This is a genomic window from Serratia sp. K-E0102 (assembly GCF_029962625.1).
Classification (GTDB): domain Bacteria; phylum Pseudomonadota; class Gammaproteobacteria; order Enterobacterales; family Enterobacteriaceae; genus Serratia; species Serratia sarumanii.
Genome location: NZ_CP124754.1, coordinates 4,655,110 through 4,676,842, shown reverse-complemented (window position 1 = coordinate 4,676,842; position 21,733 = coordinate 4,655,110). Strand labels below are relative to the sequence as shown.

At 62.2% G+C, this 21,733-nt stretch carries 16 protein-coding genes, 1 tRNA gene and 2 rRNA genes; 13 read left to right on the top strand and 6 right to left on the bottom strand.

Features of this window, described 5'->3' with window-relative positions:
* Positions 1-22: 22 nt before the first annotated feature.
* The 7 genes from rrf (SSARUM2_RS22105) to aceK all read left to right on the top strand — a co-directional run bounded on the left by rrf (SSARUM2_RS22105) (position 23) and on the right by aceK (position 6,665).
* Positions 23-138, top strand: a 5S ribosomal RNA gene (rrf, locus tag SSARUM2_RS22105).
* Positions 139-152: 14 nt separating this feature from the next.
* Positions 153-228 (top strand) — tRNA-Thr (locus SSARUM2_RS22100).
* 45 nt (positions 229-273) lie between these two features.
* Positions 274-389, top strand: a 5S ribosomal RNA gene (gene rrf, locus SSARUM2_RS22095).
* Between the two features lie 200 nt (positions 390-589).
* Complete coding sequence (gene metA, locus SSARUM2_RS22090) at positions 590-1,519, top strand: homoserine O-succinyltransferase (protein ID WP_033649685.1); 930 nt, start codon at positions 590-592, stop codon at positions 1,517-1,519.
* Positions 1,520-1,893: 374 nt separating this feature from the next.
* Positions 1,894-3,492, top strand: a complete 1,599-nt coding sequence (gene aceB / locus SSARUM2_RS22085; protein ID WP_033649686.1) for a malate synthase A — start codon at positions 1,894-1,896, stop codon at positions 3,490-3,492.
* Positions 3,493-3,533: 41 nt separating this feature from the next.
* Positions 3,534-4,841, top strand: a complete 1,308-nt coding sequence (gene aceA / locus SSARUM2_RS22080; protein WP_004936630.1) for an isocitrate lyase — start codon at positions 3,534-3,536, stop codon at positions 4,839-4,841.
* A 69-nt stretch (positions 4,842-4,910) separates the two neighbouring features.
* Entirely contained in the window at positions 4,911-6,665 is a 1,755-nt protein-coding gene (gene aceK, locus SSARUM2_RS22075) for a bifunctional isocitrate dehydrogenase kinase/phosphatase (RefSeq protein ID WP_033649688.1), read from the top strand.
* 1 nt (position 6,666) lies between these two features.
* On the opposite strand, the gene SSARUM2_RS22070 is transcribed toward aceK, so the two are convergent.
* The 5 genes from SSARUM2_RS22070 to iclR form a co-directional block, all read right to left on the bottom strand.
* Complete coding sequence (locus tag SSARUM2_RS22070) at positions 6,667-7,308, bottom strand: bifunctional 4-hydroxy-2-oxoglutarate aldolase/2-dehydro-3-deoxy-phosphogluconate aldolase (protein WP_060453157.1); 642 nt, start codon at positions 7,306-7,308, stop codon at positions 6,667-6,669.
* A 54-nt stretch (positions 7,309-7,362) separates the two neighbouring features.
* Positions 7,363-9,177, bottom strand: a complete 1,815-nt coding sequence (gene edd / locus SSARUM2_RS22065; protein ID WP_033649690.1) for a phosphogluconate dehydratase — start codon at positions 9,175-9,177, stop codon at positions 7,363-7,365.
* A gap of 98 nt (positions 9,178-9,275) precedes the next feature.
* A complete protein-coding gene (gene gntU / locus SSARUM2_RS22060) occupies positions 9,276-10,613 on the bottom strand; it encodes a gluconate transporter (protein ID WP_033649721.1) in 1,338 nt (445 codons plus the stop codon).
* Positions 10,610-11,149, bottom strand: a complete 540-nt coding sequence (gntK, locus tag SSARUM2_RS22055) for a gluconokinase (protein WP_049195314.1) — start codon at positions 11,147-11,149, stop codon at positions 10,610-10,612. The genes gntU and gntK overlap by 4 nt, the downstream gene beginning before the upstream one ends.
* 253 nt (positions 11,150-11,402) lie before the next feature.
* The gene (gene iclR, locus SSARUM2_RS22050) at positions 11,403-12,233 is read right to left on the bottom strand and encodes a glyoxylate bypass operon transcriptional repressor IclR (protein ID WP_060453156.1); all 831 of its coding nucleotides are present in this window, start codon (positions 12,231-12,233) and stop codon (positions 11,403-11,405) included.
* A gap of 196 nt (positions 12,234-12,429) precedes the next feature.
* On the opposite strand from iclR, the gene metH reads away from it, so the two are divergent.
* On the top strand, positions 12,430-16,125 hold the full coding sequence (metH, locus tag SSARUM2_RS22045) for a methionine synthase (RefSeq protein ID WP_103774530.1): 3,696 nt from the start codon (positions 12,430-12,432) through the stop codon (positions 16,123-16,125).
* A 37-nt stretch (positions 16,126-16,162) separates the two neighbouring features.
* Here the strand turns inward: metH and SSARUM2_RS22040 are convergent, their stop codons facing one another.
* Positions 16,163-16,873: a UTRA domain-containing protein gene (locus SSARUM2_RS22040; RefSeq protein WP_060453154.1), complete on the bottom strand. Its 711-nt coding sequence runs from the start codon at positions 16,871-16,873 to the stop codon at positions 16,163-16,165.
* A 193-nt stretch (positions 16,874-17,066) separates the two neighbouring features.
* Here SSARUM2_RS22040 and SSARUM2_RS22035 point away from each other — a divergent pair, with 193 nt between their 5' ends.
* Genes SSARUM2_RS22035 through SSARUM2_RS22015 form a run of 5 tightly spaced genes read left to right on the top strand, consistent with a single transcriptional unit; the run spans position 17,067 to position 21,591 of the window.
* Positions 17,067-18,128, top strand: coding sequence for an ABC transporter substrate-binding protein (locus SSARUM2_RS22035; protein ID WP_033649694.1), 1,062 nt, complete (start codon positions 17,067-17,069; stop codon positions 18,126-18,128).
* A gap of 11 nt (positions 18,129-18,139) precedes the next feature.
* Positions 18,140-18,949 (top strand): alkaline phosphatase family protein, encoded by an 810-nt coding sequence (locus SSARUM2_RS22030; RefSeq protein WP_033649695.1) that lies wholly within the window; start codon positions 18,140-18,142, stop codon positions 18,947-18,949.
* Positions 18,946-19,791 (top strand): ABC transporter permease subunit, encoded by an 846-nt coding sequence (locus tag SSARUM2_RS22025; RefSeq protein WP_039569690.1) that lies wholly within the window; start codon positions 18,946-18,948, stop codon positions 19,789-19,791. The genes SSARUM2_RS22030 and SSARUM2_RS22025 overlap by 4 nt, the downstream gene beginning before the upstream one ends.
* 17 nt (positions 19,792-19,808) lie before the next feature.
* Entirely contained in the window at positions 19,809-20,594 is a 786-nt protein-coding gene (locus SSARUM2_RS22020) for an ABC transporter permease (RefSeq protein ID WP_047570342.1), read from the top strand.
* A gap of 4 nt (positions 20,595-20,598) precedes the next feature.
* On the top strand, positions 20,599-21,591 hold the full coding sequence (locus SSARUM2_RS22015) for an ABC transporter ATP-binding protein (protein ID WP_041036916.1): 993 nt from the start codon (positions 20,599-20,601) through the stop codon (positions 21,589-21,591).
* Positions 21,592-21,733 lie beyond the last annotated feature (142 nt).

The following is a 21,733-nucleotide window of genomic DNA, read 5'->3' as shown; positions in this document are numbered from 1 at the left end:
GGTTGGAATGAAACAGAATTTGCCTGGCGGCAATAGCGCGGTGGTCCCACCTGACCCCATGCCGAACTCAGAAGTGAAACGCCGTAGCGCCGATGGTAGTGTGGGGTCTCCCCATGCGAGAGTAGGACACTGCCAGGCATCAAATTAAGCGTGCTGATATGGCTCAGTTGGTAGAGCGCACCCTTGGTAAGGGTGAGGTCCCCAGTTCGACTCTGGGTATCAGCACCACTTTATTTAAAGTGGGTTTAGAAGTTCGGCAGAAAAAAGAATTTGCTTGGCGGCAATAGCGCGGTGGTCCCACCTGACCCCATGCCGAACTCAGAAGTGAAACGCCGTAGCGCCGATGGTAGTGTGGGGTCTCCCCATGCGAGAGTAGGACACTGCCAAGCATCAAATAAGCCAATAGGCCATCCGAAAGGATGGCCTTTTTGCTTTTCAGCCCCTTTACTCCCTCTACTCATATCTTGGCGCAGATCGCGCAATGAAACATTTTCACCTTTCCGCTGAATGCTCGACAGCGAAGGAAAAAAACGCTATCTTCGGGCATCTAGAAGTCTAAACGTATAAATGGATGTGTGAGGGTTAAGCAATGCCGATTCGTGTTCCTGATGAGTTACCTGCGGTCAATTTCTTGCGCGGTGAGAATGTCTTCGTGATGACATCCTCGCGGGCAAAAACACAGGAAATCAGGCCACTGAAAGTGCTGATCCTCAACCTGATGCCAAAGAAGATCGAAACGGAAAACCAGTTTCTGCGCCTGTTGTCCAACTCGCCGCTGCAGATTGATATCCAGCTGCTGCGTATCGACAGCCGCGAATCGAAGAACACGCCGGCCGAGCATCTGAATAACTTCTATTGCGACTTCGAGGATATCCAGAACGAGAACTTCGATGGTCTGATCGTCACCGGCGCGCCGCTGGGGCTGGTCGATTTCTGCGATGTTGCCTATTGGCCACAGATCGAGCGCGTGATCGACTGGGCCAAGCACCACGTTACCTCCACGCTGTTCGTGTGCTGGGCGGTACAGGCGGCGTTGAATATTCTGTATGGCATTCCCAAGATGACGCGCGAAGTGAAGCTCTCCGGCGTTTACCCGCACCAAACGCTACAGCAGCATGCGTTGCTGACGCGCGGCTTCGACGAAAGTTTCCTGGCGCCGCATTCACGCTATGCCGATTTCCCGACCGAGGTGATTCGCCAATATACCGACCTGGATATTCTGGCCGAATCCGAACAGGCGGGCGCCTACCTGTTCGCCAGCAGGGATAAGCGCCTGGCGTTCGTCACCGGCCATCCGGAATACGATACGCTGACCCTGGCGGGGGAGTATTGTCGCGACTACGAAGCTGGCCTCGATCCCGCCGTTCCGCTCAACTACTTCCCGGATGACAACCCCGCACTGACACCGAAAGCCACCTGGCGCAGCCATGGCCATCTGCTGTTTTCCAACTGGCTCAACTATTACGTCTACCAGATCACGCCGTACGATCTGCGTCATATGAATCCGACGCTCGACTGATCTTTTCTGCCTGCCGGCGGCTGAATCGAGGCCGCCGCTCCGTTGATCCTCTGCACGCCCTTCTTTTTATCCGTCACTTCTCCAAAAAATCTATTGTCCAACAAGGCGTTAGTGCGTCTTTATCAATTTACTGGAAGCGATTTCCTTACCTGTCATTATTGTTATCTTATCTAACTAGTTGATAATAAAGTGTTAATAAAATATTTAATAATAAAATGGAAATGGTTTTTGATTTTTATTTTTTGTTGAGTATTCTTAGAGCTATCGGGATGAGATCTGACCAGTTGAGGATCGTTTCATCCGCCCTGATCCACAGTGATTTCTGATGAAAATGCGCCGGTCGCTCGGGCGCAACGATGGGAAGGAGCAAGGTCATGACGCAACAGATAGCAGGCACGGAGTTAAGGTTTACGCAGGGTTTCGCCGCAGCGGAGCGCCAGGTGTTGACCGATAAAGCGGTTGAATTCCTGGCGGAACTGGTGGGGAAATTCACGCCGCGGCGCAACGAGCTGCTGGCGGCGCGTGTCCGCTGGCAGCAAAATATCGATCGCGGCGAACTGCCGGGGTTTATTTCGGAAACCACTTCCATTCGTGAAGGTGACTGGCAGATCCGCGGCATTCCGCAAGATCTGCGTGACCGCCGGGTCGAGATCACCGGTCCGGTCGAGCGCAAGATGGTGATCAATGCGCTTAACGCCAACGTAAAAGTGTTTATGGCGGACTTCGAAGACTCGCTGGCGCCAAGCTGGGACAAAGTCATCGACGGCCAAATCAACCTGCACGATGCGGTTAACGGCACCATTTCCTACACCAATGAAGCCGGCAAAATCTACCAGCTGAAACCGAACCCGGCGGTATTGATCGCTCGCGTGCGCGGCCTGCATCTGCCGGAGAAGCACGTACTGTGGCGTGATGAAGCCATTCCCGGCGGCCTGTTCGATTTCGCGCTGTACTTCTACCACAACTATCGCCAACTGTTGGCCAAGGGCAGCGGCCCGTATTTCTACCTGCCGAAAACCCAGTCTTGGGAAGAAGCGGCCTGGTGGAGCGATGTCTTCAGCTTTACCGAGGATCGTTTCGATCTGCCGCGCGGCACCATCAAAGCGACCGTGCTGATCGAAACCCTGCCGGCGGTGTTCCAGATGGACGAAATCCTCTACCACCTGCGCGATCACATCGTGGGTCTGAACTGCGGCCGCTGGGATTACATCTTCAGCTACATCAAAACGCTGAAGAATCACGGCGATCGCGTGCTGCCGGATCGTCAGTCGGTGACCATGGAGAAACCTTTCCTCAGCGCCTATTCGCGCCTGCTGATCAAAACCTGTCATAAGCGCGGCGCGTTCGCCATGGGCGGCATGGCGGCGTTTATCCCGAGCAAAGACGCCGAGAAAAACGCCTGGGTGCTGAACAAGGTGCGGGCGGACAAAGAGCTGGAGGCCAGCAACGGCCACGACGGCACCTGGGTGGCGCACCCGGGGCTGGCGGACACGGTGATGGAAGTGTTCGGCAAAGCGCTGGGCGATCGCCAAAACCAGCTGGAGGTGCTGCGTGAGCAAGACGCGCCGATCAGCGCCGCACAGCTGCTGGAACCGTGCGACGGCGAGCGTACCGAAGCGGGGATGCGCGCCAATATCCGCGTGGCGGTGCAGTACATCGAAGCCTGGATCTCCGGCAACGGCTGCGTGCCGATTTACGGTTTGATGGAAGATGCGGCCACGGCGGAAATCTCCCGTACGTCTATCTGGCAGTGGATCCACCACGAGAAGAGCCTGAGTGACGGGCGCCCGGTCACCAAGGCGCTGTTCCGCCAGATGCTGCAAGAAGAGATGTTGGTGGTGCGTGAAGAAGTGGGGGAAGCGCGCTTTAACGCCGGCCGGTACGAAGAGGCGGCGCGCCTGATGGAGCGCATCACCACGCAAGATGAGTTAATCGATTTCCTGACGCTGCCCGGCTATGAGCTGCTGGCCTGAATTTTCCCAATCAACCCTACACGACTGAAAGGATAAAAATTATGTCTACCTCTCGCTCTCAACAGATTCAGCAGCTGGAACAGGAATGGAAATCGGCCCGTTGGGAAGGCATCACCCGCCCTTACAGCGCCGAAGACGTGATCAACCTGCGCGGTTCGGTCAACCCGGAATGCACTCTGGCGCAAAACGGTGCCGCCAAACTGTGGGCGTTGCTGAACGGCAAGGCGCGCAAAGGCTACGTGAACTGCCTGGGCGCGCTGACCGGCGGCCAGGCGCTGCAGCAGGCCAAAGCCGGCGTCGAGGCTATCTACCTGTCCGGTTGGCAGGTGGCGGCGGACGCCAACAGCGCGGCGGCCATGTACCCTGACCAGTCGCTGTATCCGGTGGACTCGGTGCCGAAGGTGGTCGAGCGCATCAACAATACCTTCCGCCGCGCCGATCAGATCCAATGGGCGAACCAGATTGAGCCGGGCAGCAAAGGCTACACCGATTATTTCCTGCCGATCGTCGCCGATGCGGAAGCCGGCTTCGGCGGCGTGCTGAACGCCTTCGAGCTGATGAAAGCGATGATCACCGCCGGCGCCGCCGGGGTGCACTTTGAAGACCAGCTGGCGGCGGTGAAGAAATGCGGCCATATGGGCGGCAAAGTGTTGGTGCCGACGCAAGAAGCGATCCAGAAACTGGTCGCCGCGCGCCTGGCGGCCGACGTGCTCGGCGTGCCGACGCTGGTGATCGCCCGCACCGACGCCGATGCGGCCGACCTGCTGACCTCCGATTGCGATCCGTATGACAGCGCCTTCGTCACCGGCGAGCGCACGGCGGAAGGCTTCTTCCGCACCCATGCGGGCGTCGAGCAGGCGATCAGCCGCGGCCTGGCTTACGCCCCCTACGCAGATATGGTGTGGTGCGAAACCTCAACGCCGGATCTGGATGCCGCTCAGCGCTTCGCCGACGCCATCCACGCCAAATACCCGGGCAAGCTGCTGGCCTACAACTGCTCGCCGTCGTTCAACTGGAAAAAGAACCTCGACGACCAGACCATCGCCCGCTTCCAGCAGGCGCTGTCGGACATGGGCTACAAGTATCAGTTCATTACGCTGGCGGGCATCCACAGCATGTGGTTCAACATGTTCGATCTGGCGCACGCCTATGCGCAGGGCGAGGGCATGAAACACTACGTCGAGAAGGTGCAGCAGGCGGAGTTCGCCGCGGTGGATCGCGGTTACACCTTCGCGTCGCACCAGCAAGAGGTGGGCACCGGCTACTTCGACAAGGTCACCACCATCATTCAGGGCGGCGCTTCTTCGGTCACTGCGCTGACCGGTTCGACGGAAGAACAGCAGTTCTGATGCGGCAAGCTTGAAGACGTTTCATCCGGAGCCTGCATGCGCAGGCTTCTTTTTCTGGCGGGGGTAAGGATGGCGGCAAAACTGGAGTTATTGATCGCACAGACGATCCTGCAAGGCTTCGATGCGCAGTACGGCCGCTTTCTGGAAGTGACCGCCGGCGCGCAGCAGCGCTTCGAGCAGGCGGACTGGCCGGCGGTGCAGCGGGCGATGAAAAAACGCATCCATCTGTATGACCATCACGTCGGCCTGGTGGTGGAGCAGCTCAAATGCATCACCGGGCAGAAATACTTCGACGCTGACTTCCCCAGCCGGGTCAAAGCGGTCTATATCGACCTGCTGCCGGACTACCCGCGCTTCGAGATCGCCGAAAGCTTCTTTAACTCGGTCTACTGTCGGCTGTTCAAGCATCGCGATCTGACGCCGGACAAGCTGTTCGTCTTCAGTTCGCAGCCGGAGCGGCGCTTTCGCGACATTCCGCGTCCGCTGGCGCGCGATTTCACCCCCAATGGCGATCTGCCGGCGATGCTGCGCAGCGTGCTGAGCGATCTGCCGCTGCGGCTGCCGTGGGAGGATTTGACGCGCGATATTCACTACATCACTCAGGCGCTGCAACGCGCCTTCAGCGCACAGCAGTTGGCGGGGGCAACTTTCCAGATCGCCAACGAACTGTTCTATCGCAACAAGGCCGCCTGGCTGGTCGGCAAGCTGCGTCTGGCCGACGGCGTTTATCCGTTCTTGCTGCCTATCCACCACAGCGAGTCGGGCGCGCTGTTTATCGACGCCTGCCTGACCGGTAAGGCCGAGGCCAGCATCGTCTTCGGCTTCGCCCGATCTTATTTCATGGTCTATGCGCCGCTGCCGGCGGCGATGGTGGAGTGGCTGCGCGAGATCCTGCCGGGCAAAACCACCGCCGAGCTGTACATGGCGATCGGCTGCCAGAAGCACGGCAAAACCGAATGCTATCGCGAATACCTGACCTTTATGGCGCAGTCGCAGGAGCAGTTCATTATCGCGCCGGGGGTGAAGGGCATGGTGATGCTGGTGTTCACCCTGCCATCCTTCGATCGGGTGTTTAAAGTGATTAAAGACGAATTCGCCCCGCAAAAAGAGGTGACGCAGGCGCAGGTGATGGCCTGCTATCAGCTGGTGAAAGAGCATGACCGCGTCGGGCGTATGGCGGATACCCAGGAGTACGAGAATTTCGTCGTCGACAAGGCGCGCCTCAGCCCGGCGCTGTTGGCGGAGCTGCAGCGTGAAGTGCCGGGCAAGCTGGAAGATCTCGGCGATCGCATCGTGATCAAACATCTGTATATGGAACGGCGCATGACGCCGCTGAACCTGTATCTGGAGCAGGCCAACGACCAGCAGATGCGCGATGCGATCGAAGAGTACGGCAATGCCATCAAGCAGCTGGCCGCCGCCAATATCTTCCCCGGCGACATGCTGTTCAAGAACTTTGGCGTGACGCGCCACGGGCGGGTGGTGTTCTACGACTACGACGAAATTTGCTACATGACCGAGGTCAACTTCCGCGACATTCCGCCGCCGCGCTATCCGGAGGACGAGCTGGCCAGCGAGCCGTGGTACAGCATCGCGCCCAACGACGTGTTCCCGGAGGAGTTCCGCCACTTCCTGTGCGGCGATCGGCGCATTCGGCAGGTGTTTGAAGAATTGCACAGCGATCTGTTTACCGCGGAGTATTGGCGCGGGTTACAGCAGCGCATCCGCGAGGGGCACGTGGAAGACGTGTTCGCTTACCGCAAGAAGCAGCGGTTCAGCCAGCGCAGCGGGGCGGCGCTGCCGGCCGCCACCGCTGCGATGTAAATCAGGCCTGGGCGCCCGCGACGGCGGCGCGCGCCAGTTCGGTGATGCGCGCGTAGTCGCTGCTTTCCAGCGCGTCCGCCGGCACCAGCCAGGAGCCGCCGATGCACAGCACGCTTTTCAGCGCCAGATAGCTGCGGTAGTTGTCCGGCGAGATGCCGCCGGTCGGGCAGAAGCGCACCTGCGGGAACGGGCCGCCGATCGCCTGCAGCGCTTTTACGCCGCCGTTGGCTTCCGCCGGGAAGAATTTAAACTCGCGCAGGCCGTAATCCATGCCCAGCATCAGTTCGGAAACGGTGCTGATGCCCGGAATAAGCGGAATGGACCCGGCGGTGGCTGCCTTGAGCAGCTCGTCGGTCAGCCCCGGGCTGATGGCGAACTGCGCGCCGGCCTCGGTCACTTCACGCAGCTGCTGCGGATTGATCACGGTACCGGCGCCGATGATCGCTTCCGGCACTTCTTGGGCGATGGCGCGAATGGCGTCCATGGCGCAGGCGGTGCGCAGCGTCACTTCCAGCACCCGCACGCCGCCGGCGACCAGCGCTTTCGCCAACGGCACCGCATGTTCCAGCTTGTTGATCACGATCACCGGCACCACCGGCCCCGCCGTCAGGATCTGCTCGGCGCTTGTTTTCCACTTGTTCATGATGACGTTCTCCTTTGTGGCCGCCGCCAGGCGGCGATGCGGCCAGGCTATCGATTAAAATGTGATGCAGCAGGCGCCCTGCTCGGCGCCGGACAGCTGGCTGCGCAGCGCGCCGAACAGCTCGCGGCCGCAGCCGATGTGTTCTGCGCTCAGATCGGGTTGGCACGGCGTGCGTTGGGCCAGTTCGTCGGCGTCGACCAGTACCTGCAGCTCGCCGCTGCGGCCGTTGACGCGGATCGGATCGCCGTCGCGCACTTTCGCCAGCAGGCCGCCGGTATAGGCTTCCGGGGTGACGTGGATGGCGGAAGGCACCTTGCCGGAGGCGCCTGACAGGCGGCCGTCGGTCACCAGCGCCACTTTGAAGCCGCGATCCATCAGCACGCCTAGCGGCGGCATCAGCTTGTGCAACTCCGGCATGCCGTTGGCCTGCGGCCCCTGGAAACGCACCACCACCACGCAATCGCGATCCAGCTTGCCGGCTTCAAACGCCGGCACGATGTCGTGCTGGCTGTCGAACACCACCGCCGGCGCTTCGATGATCTGGTTGTCGGCGGGCACCGCCGAGGTTTTCATCACCGCACGGCCCAGATTGCCGGCCATCACTTTGGTGCCGCCGTGATGTTCAAACGGCTGAGCGACGCTGGCGATCACGCTGGCGTCGAGCGAACCGGTTACGCCTTCACGCCACACCAGCTGGCCATTATCCAGCCAGGGTTCCTGGGTGTAGCGGTGCAGGCCGAAACCGGCCACGGTGTGCACGTCTTCGTGCAGCAGCCCGTGTTGCAACAGCTCACGCACCACCAGCGGCACGCCGCCGGCGGCCTGGAACTGGTTGATGTCGGCCGGGCCGTTCGGGTAGATGCGACACAGCAGCGGCACCGCCTCCGACAGCTCCGAGAAATCGTCCCAGGTGATGATGATGCCCGCTGCGCGCGCCATCGCCACCAGATGCATGGTCAGGTTGGTGGAGCCGCCGGTGGCCAGCAGCGAGACGATGCCGTTCACCACCACTTTCTCGTCCACCAGGCGGCCGATCGGCAGGTAGTTGCCGGCGGTGTCGGTCAGTCGCGTCACCTGGCGCGCAGCGGCGTCGTTCAGCGCGTCGCGCAGCGGCGTATCCGGATGCACGAAAGAGGCGCCCGGCAGGTGCAGGCCCATCACTTCCATCACCATCTGGTTGGTGTTGGCGGTGCCGTAGAAGGTGCAGGTGCCGATGCCGTGATAGGAGGCGGCCTCGGCTTCCAGCAGCGCCAGACGATCGGCCTTGCCCTCGGCGTACAGCTGGCGCACGCGCACCTTTTCCTTGTTCGGCAGGCCGCTGCTCATCGGGCCGGCCGGCACGAACAGCGCGGGCAGGTGGCCGAAGGACAGGGCGGCCATCACCAGCCCCGGCACGATCTTGTCGCAGATGCCGAGGAACAGCGCGCCGTCGAACATATTGTGCGACAGGCCGACGGCGGCTGACATGGCGATCACGTCACGGCTCATCAGCGACAGCTCCATGCCGTCCTGCCCCTGTGTCACGCCGTCGCACATCGCCGGCACGCCGCCGGCCACCTGGCCCACGGCGCCCACCGCCTTCAGCGCCTGCTTCAGCCGCTGCGGGTAGTGTTCGTACGGCTGGTGGGCCGACAGCATGTCGTTGTAGGCGGTGATGATGGCGATATCGCTGCGCACCATGTTTTTCAGCGCCGTCTTGTCATCGGGCTGACAGGCGGCGAAGCCGTGGGCCAGGTTGCCGCAGGCCAGCTGCGCGCGGTGGACGGTTTGGGAACGGGCCGCCTCGATGCGCGCCAGATAGGCGGCGCGGCTGGCCTGGGAACGGTGGATGATGCGCTGCGTGACACGGGACAAGGTTGGGTTAATCATGCCTTCCTCACATTGCTGTTGTTATAGTCGCCGCCTGTGGCGGTGCCCCCGGGGATGATTTGCAGCCCTGGTGTGCAAGGCCGGGGGCGATTTAGGATTTAAAACATCGTGAATGCAATCATGCCGATAGCGCCGCCGACGCTGCCCAGAATCGTTTCCATCACCGTCCAGGTTTTCAGCGTTTGCAGTTCGTTGGCGCCGGTGAATTTGCCGAACAGCCAAAAACCGGCGTCGTTGACGTGGCTCAGCACGATGGAGCCGCCGGCGATGCAGATAGCCAGCGCGGCCAACTGCCCGCCGTTCAGCCCGAGCTGGCTGGTGACCGGCAGCACCAGGCCGACGGTGGTCAGACAGGCGACGGTGGCCGAGCCCTGAATCACCCGCACCATGGCGGAGAGCGCAAAGGCGGCCACGGCGATCGGCAGGCCGGCGCCGATCATCGCGTCACCCAGCGCCGGCCCTACGCCGGAATCCACCAGGATCTGTTTGAACACCCCGCCGGCGCCGGTCATCAGCAGGATGATCCCGGCCGGTTGCACCGCGGCGGAGCAGATGGCCAGCGTCTGTTCGTTGCTCATGCCGCGCGGCTTCGCCAGGCCGTAAATCACGATCAGGCAGGCCAGCAGAATGGCGGTGAACGGGTGGCCGATAAACTCCAGCCACTGCTGCAGCTGCGAGCCGGGGGTGACCAGCCGCGCGCCGATGGTCTTCATGCCGACCAGCACCAGCGGGCACAGCACCAGCGCCAGGCTGAAGCCGAACGACGGCAAATTGCCCTTGGTCAACGTCGGCTCGTTCTCTTCCGGTGGCATCGGCCAGTTGACGAAGCGGCTGATAAAGCTGCCGTACAGCGGGCCGGCGATCAGCATGCCGATCACCGCCGCCACCAGGCCGATGGCGATCATCCAGCCGAAGTCGGCCTTCATCTGCGAAGCCAGCAGCATCGGCACCGGCCCCGGCAGCAGGAAGGACGCCGCGGCGGCCACACCGGCGAACAGCGGAATGGCCAGCTTGACGATATTGCCGTCGGTGCGGCGCGCCACGGCGAACACGATGCCGATCAGCAGCACCACCGCCACGTCGAAGAACAGCGGCAGCGCGCAGATCAGGCCGGCGATGCCGAGCGCGTAGTGCGCCTTGCTTTGTCCGAATCGTTTCAGCAATTGCGCCGCAATTTGATCGAGCGCGCCGACCTCATGCAGGATCTTGCCGAACATCGCCCCGAGCGCCACCACGATCGCCAGGAAGCCCAGCGTGTCGCCCATGCCTTTTTGCATGGTGTCGGCAATATGGTCCAGCGGCATGCCGGAGAAGATGCCGGCGGCGATGGACACCAGCATCAGCGCGACGAAGGCGTGCATGCGCGCCTTCATCACCAGGAATAACAGCAGTAAAACCGAGCCGACTGCGGTACCGACCAGCGTTACGGTACTCACGCGCACACGTCCTGCGGCCGGAAGCTCTGGATATGGCGCACGGTATCGGCGATCACCGCGTCCAGCGGCTGGTTGATGTCGATCGCCATCACGTCGTTCTCGTCGGCGCCGGGCTGCTCCAGCGCGGCGAACTGGGTGACCAGCATCTGCGGTTTGAAGAAGTGACCGTTACGCGCCGCCAGGCGGGATTCGATCACCGGGAACTCGCCGTGCAGATAGATGAACGACAGGTTGCCGTTGCCGGCGCGCAGGCGGTCGCGATACTGCTTTTTCAGCGCCGAGCAGACGATGATCGACACGTTGTTGGTGCGCTGCATGGCGAAGGCGGCGTCGTTGAGCGCGGCCAGCCACGGGGCGCGATCGTCGTCGTTCAACGCTTCGCCGGCGGCCATCTTCAGGATGTTGCTGCGCGGATGCAGGAAGTCGCCGTCGAGGAAGCCGGCGGAGAGTTGGCGGGCCGCGGCGGCGGCGACGGCGGACTTGCCGCTGCCGGAAACGCCCATAACGACGTAAATGCGATTTTGATTGTTGGTCATGGCTTGGCTCCAAAACACCGGGTGACGTTACCTTCGTTCAGCTTGTTTGTTACCGGTAACATGTTATCGGTAACATTGTCGAAGGAAGTTTGAGCGGTTGCAATGGGCTTTCGCCGTGAGGATCGCTAACTGTGATCGGCTTCAAGCTTTTTTCCCGTGCGCTACACAGGATGCCGATAGCCTGTTACATGCTGACAACAGAGCAAGGAATCAGGAGAGAGGGCGCGCAGGGGCGCCCCTCGGAGGGGTGGGATCAGCGCACGCCGCCGTAGGCCAGGCTGATCTCTTTCGCCGCGTGGATCACCAGCGCCCCCAGCTCGATCACGCGATCGTCGGTGATGCGCGACACCGGGCCGGAGATGGAGATGGCGGCGAAGGCTTCGCGGTGCTCGTCGAAGATGCAGGCCGCCACGCAGCGCAGGCCGAGCGCGTGCTCTTCGTCGTCAAAGGAGAAGCCCTGTTTGCGGATCTGCGCCAGCCCCTCTTTCAGGTTGTGCGGCGTCAGGGTGTGCGGTGTGTAGGTGTGCATGCCTTTCTTGTGCAGCAGTTTGGTCACCTGATCGTCCGGCAGGGTGGCGAGGAACGCCTTGCCGGCGCCGGAGGCGTGCATCGGCAGTTTGCCGCCGATCGGCGCCGACATGCGCATCAGCGCCGTACACTGCACCTGATCGATGATGATCGCCTGGTACTCGCTGGTATCCAGCACCGCCAGGTTGACGGTTTCGCCGGACTCTTCCATCAGGCGGCGCAGCGTCGGGTGCACCATCGCCAGCAGGTTGCGGCTTTGCAGGAAGCTGCTGCCGACCACAAAGGCGTGCGAGCCGATGGTCCACAGGCCGAGATCGCCGACCTGGCGCACGAATCCCTGCTGCTGCATGGTGGTGAGCAGGCGGTGAGTGGTGGAGTTCGGCAGGCCGGCCTGCTGGGCCAGATCGGTCAGCGCCACGTTGCCCTGGGCTTCCGAAATGTACTCCAACAGCTTCAGGCCACGGGTCAATGATTGTACCTGGCCGGTCGCCGCACTGGCGGCCGGAGCTGCTGCGCGGGGCTTCTTGCCGCGTTTGGCGGGAGCAGGGGGGGCCATGGGTAAGATTCCTTTTTCCGTATTATGGAATTCATTTTCGTTTTTTGTCGATGAATTGCAAGTCGCCGTCAGCTCATCGGAGGTGTTGGCGCACAACCTGAAAAACTCTCAATTGTCGCCTGGCCCTTTGTCCCTACAAGCTGTGCTAGGATGACTCGTTGGTTTTTGCGGCAGTTGAGCAATGGGCTGGATGGCAATGGAAGGGGTTACAGTGACGAATCGAGTAGAACAACTGCGCCGCCAGTTAGCGCAGCGCATTTTGGTGTTGGACGGCGGCATGGGCACCATGATCCAGAGCTATCGTCTGGATGAGCGCGATTTCCGCGGTGAGCGTTTTGCCGACTGGCGCAGCGATCTGAAAGGCAATAACGATCTGCTGGTGCTGACCAAGCCGGAAGTGATCGCCGCCATTCATTACGCCTATCTCGAGGCGGGCGCCGATATCCTTGAAACCAATACCTTCAACGCCACCTCCATCGCCATGGCCGACTACCACATGGAGTCGCTGTCCGCCGAGATTAACTATCAGGCCGCCTGCCTGGCGCGCACCTGCGCCGACGAATGGACGGCGCGCACGCCGGAAAAACCGCGCTACGTCGCCGGGGTGTTGGGGCCGACCAACCGCACCGCGTCCATCTCGCCGAACGTCAACGATCCGGCGTTCCGCAACATCTCGTTCGATGAGCTGGTGGCGGCTTACCGCGAATCGACCCGTGCGCTGGTGGAGGGCGGCGTCGATCTGATCATGATCGAAACCATCTTCGACACCCTGAATGCCAAGGCCGCCGCCTTTGCGGTGGAAACCGAATTCGAAGCGCTGGGGGTGGAACTGCCGATCATGATTTCCGGCACCATCACCGACGCCTCCGGCCGCACTTTGTCCGGCCAGACCACCGAAGCGTTTTACAATTCGCTGCGCCACGTCAAGCCGCTGACCTTCGGCCTGAACTGCGCCCTGGGCCCGGATGAACTGCGTCAGTACGTCGCCGAGCTGGCGCGCATCTCGGAGACCTACGTCACCGCGCACCCGAATGCCGGTTTGCCGAACGCCTTCGGCGAGTACGATCTGGATGCGGCCGAGATGGCGCGCCAGGTCGGGGAATGGGCGCAGGCCGGCTTCCTCAATATCATCGGCGGCTGCTGCGGCACCACGCCGGAACATATCGCCGCGATGGCCAACGCGGTCGAGGGCGTGCCGCCGCGCCGGCTGCCGGAGATCCCGGTCGCCTGCCGCCTGGCGGGCCTGGAGCCGCTGACCATCGATGCCAACACCCTGTTCGTCAACGTCGGCGAGCGCACCAACGTCACCGGTTCGGCGCGATTCAAACGGCTGATCAAAGAAGAGAAATACAATGAGGCGCTCGACGTGGCGCGCCAGCAGGTCGAGAGCGGCGCGCAGATCATCGACATCAACATGGACGAGGGGATGCTCGACGCCGAAGCGGCGATGGTGCGCTTCCTCAACCTGATCGCCGGTGAGCCGGATATCGCCCGGGTGCCGATCATGATCGACTCCTCCAAGTGGTCCGTTATCGAGAAAGGCCTGAAATGCATCCAGGGCAAGGGCATCGTCAACTCGATCTCGATGAAGGAGGGCGAAGAGGCCTTTATCCATCACGCCAAACTGGTGCGCCGTTATGGCGCCGCGGTGGTGGTGATGGCGTTCGACGAAGTGGGGCAGGCGGACACCCGCGAGCGCAAGTTCGAGATCTGCCGCCGCGCCTATAACATTCTGACCGAGCGCGTTGGCTTCCCGCCGGAAGACATCATTTTCGACCCGAACATTTTCGCCGTCGCTACCGGTATCGAAGAGCACAACAACTACGCCGTCGACTTTATCGAAGCCTGTGCCGACATCAAAACCCACCTGCCGCACGCGATGATCTCCGGCGGCGTGTCCAACGTGTCGTTCTCGTTCCGCGGCAACGATCCGGTGCGTGAAGCGATCCACGCGGTGTTCCTGTATCACGCCATTCGCAACGGCATGGACATGGGCATCGTCAACGCCGGGCAACTGGCGATTTATGACGATTTAAGCGCCGAGCTGCGCGACGCGGTGGAGGACGTGATCCTCAACCGTCGCGAGGACGGCACCGAACGCCTGCTGGAGCTGGCGGAAAAGTACCGTGGCAGCAAAGATAATGACGTGGCGGTGCAGCAGGCGGAGTGGCGCGGCTGGCCGGTGGAGAAACGGCTGGAGTATTCGCTGGTGAAGGGCATCACCGAGTTTATCGAGCTGGACACCGAAGAAGCGCGGCAGCAGGCCGAACGCCCGATCGAAGTGATCGAAGGGCCGCTGATGGCGGGGATGAACGTGGTCGGCGATCTGTTCGGCGAGGGCAAGATGTTCCTGCCGCAGGTGGTGAAATCCGCCCGCGTGATGAAGCAGGCGGTGGCCTACCTGGAACCCTACATCGAGGCCAGCAAGCAGCAGGGCACCTCCGCGGGCAAAATCCTGTTGGCGACGGTGAAGGGCGACGTGCACGACATCGGCAAGAACATCGTCGGCGTGGTACTGCAGTGCAACAACTATGAAATCGTCGATCTGGGCGTGATGGTGCCGACGGAGAAAATCCTGCGCACCGCGCGCGAGGAGAACGTGGATATCATCGGCCTGTCGGGCCTGATCACGCCATCGCTGGACGAGATGGTCAACGTGGCCAAAGAGATGGAGCGCCAGGGCTTTACGCTGCCGCTGCTGATCGGCGGCGCCACCACCTCCAAGGCGCACACCGCGGTGAAAATCGAGCAGAACTACAGCGGCCCGACCACCTACGTGCAAAACGCCTCGCGCACCGTGGGCGTGGTGTCGGCGCTGCTGTCCGCCACCCAGCGCGACGAGTTTGTGGCGCGCACCCGCAAAGAGTATGAAACGGTGCGCATTCAGCATGCGCGCAAAAAGCCGCGCACGCCGCCGGTCGATTTGCAGAAGGCGCGCGCCAACGCCATGGCGCTGGACTGGGCCGATTATCAGCCGCCTGTGCCGCGGCAGCTCGGCGTGTTCCCGGTGGCGGCCGGCATCGAGACGCTGCGCCACTACATCGACTGGACGCCATTCTTCATGACCTGGTCGCTGGCGGGCAAATACCCGCGCATCCTGGAAGACGAGGTGGTGGGGGAAGAGGCCAAACGCCTGTTCCACGACGCCAATCAGATGCTGGATCGGCTGGCCGCCGAGCGCAGCCTCAACCCGCGCGGCGTTTACGGTCTGTTCCCGGCCAACCGCGTCGGCGATGACGTGGAGGTGTACCGCGACGAACGGCGTGACGAGGTGCTGGCGGTGAGCCGCCATCTGCGCCAGCAGACGGAAAAAACCGATTTCCCGAACTACTGCCTGGCGGACTTTGTGGCGCCGAAAAGCAGCGGCAAGGCCGACTACTTCGGCGCCTTCGCGGTGACCGGCGGGCTGGAGGAGGACGCGCTGGCGGCGGCGTACGACGCGCAGCACGACGATTACAACAAAATCATGGTCAAGGCGCTGGCGGATCGCCTGGCGGAGGCCTTCGCCGAATACCTGCATGAGCAGGTGCGCAAGCTGCACTGGGGCTATGCCGCCGACGAGAGCCTGAGCAACGAAGAGCTGATCCGCGAAAACTATCAGGGCATCCGGCCGGCGCCGGGCTACCCGGCCTGCCCGGAACACACCGAAAAAGCGACCATCTGGCAGCTGCTGGACGTCAACCGCCACACCGGCATGGAGCTGACGGAGTCCTTCGCCATGTGGCCTGGGGCGGCGGTGTCCGGCTGGTACTTCAGCCATCCTGAAAGCAAGTACTTCGCGGTGGCGCAGATCCAGCGCGATCAGGTGGAAGACTACGCGGCGCGAAAAGGGATGAGCGTGAGCGAGGTCGAACGCTGGCTGGCGCCTAACCTCGGCTACGACGCCGACTGATTTCCTCTTTAAGGGCGCAGCGATGCGCCCTTGTCATTTACTGCGCTTCCACGTCGATGTGCAGCGCATCGTAACGCCAATACTCCAGGTCGCAATCGATCACCCGGTCGTGCTGATCGCGGTTCACCCGCGTAATGAACAGCGCCGGGCTGCCGTAGGTCACCTTCAGCATGGCGGCGGCCTGCTGCGGCAGCAGGGTGGGCAGCATGTCGAAACGCACCCGGCCGTAGTGAATGCCGTAGCGCGCGGCGTACAGCGCGGTCAGCGACTGGGTCAGATCTTCGTCCAGTATGCCGGGGAAGTAGGCCGGGTTGAGGTAGTGCTCGCAGTACAGCACCGCGCGCCCGTCGATGTAGCGCAGCCGGCGAATGCGATAGGCCTCGGCGCCGGGGGACAGCGCCATCCGGCCGGCCAGCGGCGCGTCGAGCGTGACTACCGCGCTGTCGATCGCCTCGGTATGGGCGGCGCGCCCCTGTTGCTGCGCCATGGCGTGAAAATGGCTGCGCTGCAGCGGGTTGTAGATCAGACGCGGGGGCGAAATGAACCAGCCGCGCCGCACCTGGCGATAGATGACCCCCTGCGCCTCCAGTTGGCCGAGCGCCTCCTGCAAGGTAATGCGGGTGGTGGCGAACTGTTCGCTCAGGGCGCGTTCGGAGGGCAGCTTGCCGCCCACGGCGAACTCGCCTGCGGCGATGCGCGCGTTCAGCGTTTGGCAGATGGTGGCTACGGTCGTCGGTGCTTCACTCATACAGCGGGTGTCCCGTTTCAGTGCGTTTGGCCTCCCTTAAGGTAGACCAGCGTCGCGTTTTCGCCGTTGCAATGGGTGATAAAACCGTCGCTTTTTTAAGCTGACATATAATTATCACATTCGTCCGTTAGATTGGTTTGGTCCTTGCTGGACTAGTCCAGCCCTCCCCACACTACCACCTGGAGCATCAGTTATGAAACGTTTGTGCGCTTCTGTGTTAACCAGTGCCATCGTGTTATCCAGCCAGATGAGCTGGGCCGCGGATACCGATCTGGCGGCGCTGGAGCAGGCCGCGAAGAAAGAAGGCGAAGTCAACAGCGTCGGCATGCCGGACAGCTGGGCCAACTGGAAAGGCACCTGGCAAGATCTGTTGAGCAAATATGGCCTGAAGCATGTCGATACCGACATGAGCTCCGCGCAGGAGATCGCCAAATTCGATGCGGAAAAGAACAACGCCACGGCGGACATTGGTGACGTCGGCGCGGCCTTCGGCCCGGTGGCGGTGCAGAAGGGCGTGACGCAGCCGTACAAACCCTCTACCTGGGATCAGGTGCCGGAGTGGGCGAAAGACCAAGACGGCCACTGGGCGCTGGCTTACACCGGCACCATCGCCTTCATCATCAACAAACAGCAGGTGAAAGACATTCCGCACAGCTGGGCCGATCTGCTGAAGGGCAGCTATCAGGTCACCATCGGCGACGTCGGCACCGCGTCGCAGGCGGCCAGCGGCGTGCTGGCGGCCACCTACGCCATGGGCGGCAACGAGAAAAACCTCAAGCCGGGCCTGGAATTCTTCGGCAAGCTGGCCAAGGCCGGCCGTCTGAGCCTGAGTAACCCGGTGATCGCATCGCTGGAAAAAGGGGAAGTGCAGGTTGGCGTGGTGTGGGACTTCAACGGCCTGAACTACCGCGATCAGATCGACAAAACCCGTTTTGAAGTGCTGATCCCGTCGGACGGCTCGATCACCTCCGGCTACACCACCATCATCAACAAATACGCCAAGCACCCGAACGCCGCCAAGCTGGCGCGCGAATACATCTTCTCCGACGCCGGCCAGATCAACCTGGCGCGCGGCTATGCGCGCCCGATCCGCGCCGAGCATCTGACGCTGCCGGACGACGTCAAGGCCAAGCTGCTGCCGGCCGAGCAGTACAAGAACGCGCACCCGATCGCCGATCCGGCGGCCTGGGAACAGAGCGCCAAAGCGCTGCCGCGTCTGTGGCAGGAAAACGTCATTATGTTTATGCAGCAGTGAGTTAACGCACCATGAAAACGATCCTCGTGCTGCTGGACGGCCTCAACTACCGGGTGGCGCACGACGCCATGGGCTATCTGCAGGCCGAATGCGCGGCGGGACGCGGACGGTTGTACCTGTTGGAGAGCGAGCTGCCCTCGCTCTCCCGGCCGCTGTATGAATGCATCCTCACCGGCGTCACGCCGGTGGAGAGCGGCGTGGTGCACAACCACGTCTCGCGCCTTTCTCATCAACAAAGCGTGTTTCATTACGCGCGCGCCGCCGGGTTGACCACCGCCGCCGCCGCGTATCATTGGTTCAGCGAATTGTATAACCGCACGCCGTTCGACGCCGCGCGCGACCGCCATACCGACGCCCCCGAGCTGCCGATCCAGCACGGGCATTTCTATTACGACGACGGCTACCCCGACAGCCATCTGTTCGACGACGCCGAAAGCCTGCGCCTGCGGCATCAGCCGGATTTCCTGCTGATCCACCCGATGAACATCGACGACGCCGGGCACCGCTTCGGCCTCTCTTCGCCGCAGTACCGCAACGCGGCGCGGCGCGCCGACGGCTCGCTGTCGCGCTATCTGCCCGAGTGGCTGGCGGCCGGTTATCAGGTGCTGGTCACCGCCGATCACGGCATGAACGACGATCGCAGCCACGGCGGCGTGTTGCCGGAAGAGCGCCAGGTGCCGCTGTTCGTGTTCGGCTCGGGCTTCAGCCAGGACGATGCCGATCCGCAGCAAACCGAGCTGTGCGGTACGATCTGCGATCTGCTGCAGGTGCCGCACGACAAGCCGCGCTGCCGGGCGCTGCTGGCGCAGGATGCGCGATGAACGGCAAAACCAAATGGATCGCCGCGCTGTGCCTGCTGCCGTTTATCGTGCTGTTCGGCGCGTTTCAGATCGCCCCGCTGGTGTGGATCGCCGTTCACAGCTTTTTCAGCGAGAGTAGCGGCTGGGGATGGGGCAACTATGTCGATATCCTCACCTCGCCGTTCTACCTGCAGGCCTTTCAGTTCTCGCTGGAGATCTCGCTGTGGTCGAGCGTCTACGGCTTGCTGATTGCGTTAGTGGGCAGTTACTCGCTGCGCCAGCTCGGCCAGACCCGATTTCATGACTTCGTGATGTCGTTCACCAACATGACCAGCAACTTCGCCGGGGTGCCGCTGGCGTTCGCCTTCGTCATTCTGCTGGGGCTGAACGGTTGCCTGACGCTGTTGCTGCGCAAATACGGTTTGATGGAGAGTTTCAATCTCTATTCGAAGAGCGGCCTGATCGTGCTGTATACCTATTTCCAGATCCCGCTGGGGGTGCTGTTGCTGTATCCGGCGTTCGACGCGCTGCGCGCCGACTGGCGCGAGTCGGCGGCGCTGCTCGGCGCCGGCCCCTGGCGCTACTGGCGGCATATCGGCCTGCCGGTGCTGGCGCCGGCGCTGATGGGCACCTTCGTCATCCTGCTGGCCAACGCGCTGGGCGCCTACGCTACGGTGTACGCGCTGACCACCGGCAACTTCAACGTGATCCCGATCCGCATCTCGGCATTGGTGGCGGGGGATATCTCCCTCGATCCGAACCTGGCCAGCGCGCTGGCGATGCTGCTGGTGGTGATGATGGCGTTTATCACGGTGATCCACCAATGGATGCTGCGCAGGAGCTACCTCAATGCGCGCTCATAATCGGATGGAGAATGCTCATGTCGCGTGCTGAACGCCTGTACCATCGCACGGTGACCGGCCTGCTGCTGCTGATCCTGCTGCTGCCGCTGGCGGCGACGCTGATTTACGCGCTGGCCACCCAGTGGGGCGCCACCATTTTGCCGGACGGTTTTACCCTGAAGTGGCTGACGGCGCTGTGGAGCGACCCGCGCTTTTTGCAGGCGCTGTGGCACTCGCTGCTGATCTGCTTCGGCACGCTGCTGCTGTCGGTAGTGGTGATCCTGCCGGCGATGTTTGTGATCGCTTACTACTTCCCCAGGCTGGACGCGGTGATGAACGTGCTGATTCTGCTGCCGTTCGCCGTGCCGCCGGTGGTGTCGGCGGTGGGGCTGATGCAGCTGTTCGCCGCCGATCCGCTGCCGCTGCTCGGCACTCCCTGGATTTTGGTGGGCTGCTATTTCACCATCGCGCTGCCGTTTATCTACCGCGCCATCAGCAACAACATGCAGGCGATCAACCTGCGCGATCTGATGGACGCCGCGCACCTGCTCGGCGCCAGCACCTGGCAGGCGGCGCTGTGGGTGGTGCTGCCGAACCTGCGTAAGGGCGGAACGATCGCCGTGCTGCTGTCGTTCTCGTTCCTGATCGGCGAGTTCGTGTTCGCCAACCTGCTGGTGGGCAGCCAGTATGAAACGCTGCAGGTCTACCTGTACAACATGCGCAACGGCAGCGGGCACTTTACCAGCGCGCTGGTCATCTCCTATTTCGCCGTGGTGCTGCTCGTCACCTGGCTGGCGAACCTGCTGAATAAAAACAAGGGTTAACCTGATGGCTTATCTCAACGTCACCCGCCTGAACAAACACTATGGCCAGACCCAGGTGTTTCAGGATATCGATTTCACCGCCGAAGAGGGGGAGTTCGTCACCCTGCTGGGGCCGAGCGGCTGCGGCAAATCGACGCTGCTGCGCTGTCTGGCCGGCCTGACCCCGGTCGACAGCGGGCAAATCTTGTTGCAGGGTCAGGATCTGGTGCCGCTGGCGCCGCAAAAGCGCGGCATCGGCATGGTGTTCCAAAGCTATGCGCTGTTTCCCAATATGACGGTGGAAGGCAACGTGGCCTTCGGGCTGAAAATGCAGAAGCTGGCGGCCGGGCAGATCGGCCAGCGGGTGCAGGAGGTGCTGGCGCTGGTGGAGCTGAGCGATCTGGCGAAGCGCTATCCGCATCAGCTGTCGGGCGGCCAGTGTCAGCGCGTGGCGCTGGCGCGATCGCTGGTCACTCGCCCGCGGCTGCTGCTGCTCGATGAACCGCTGTCGGCGCTGGACGCGCGCATCCGCAAACACCTGCGCGAGCAGATCCGGCGCATTCAACGCGAGCTGAACCTGACGGCGATCTTCGTCACCCACGATCAGGAAGAGGCGCTGACCTTGTCGGATCGCATCGTGCTGATGAACAAGGGGCAGATCGTGCAGAGCGGCGATGCGGAAACCCTGTATACCCAGCCGGCGGATGCCTTCGCCGCCGGGTTTATCGGCAACTATAACCTGCTGACCGCCGAACAGGCCGCCCAACTGACCGGGCGCAGCTATGTCGGCAAGGTGGCGATCCGGCCCGAATCGATCGGCCTGTTGCCGGCCGGGCAGGGGATCGGCGGGGTGATCCTGGGCCACAGTTTGCTCGGGAATGTGGTACGCTATCGGATTCAGGTTCGCGGTGTAGAATTGCTGGTTGACGTGCTCAACCGGTCGGTGACCGACCTGCGGCCCGACGGCGAGCAAATTGGGCTACACTTGGAACCTGTTGTATTGCGGGAAGTTGCATGACTTCGCAGCGCGGCGCCGGGGCCTTTCCGCCGCCGCATTAACCCTTCTCTTCTGCGGTCTGCCGCCCGCCCGCTGTCCTGCCAGACCTACGCCCGGCAGGCGGGACCGCGCGCTGTACCCGTCATCTTTTGGCCTACCGGCT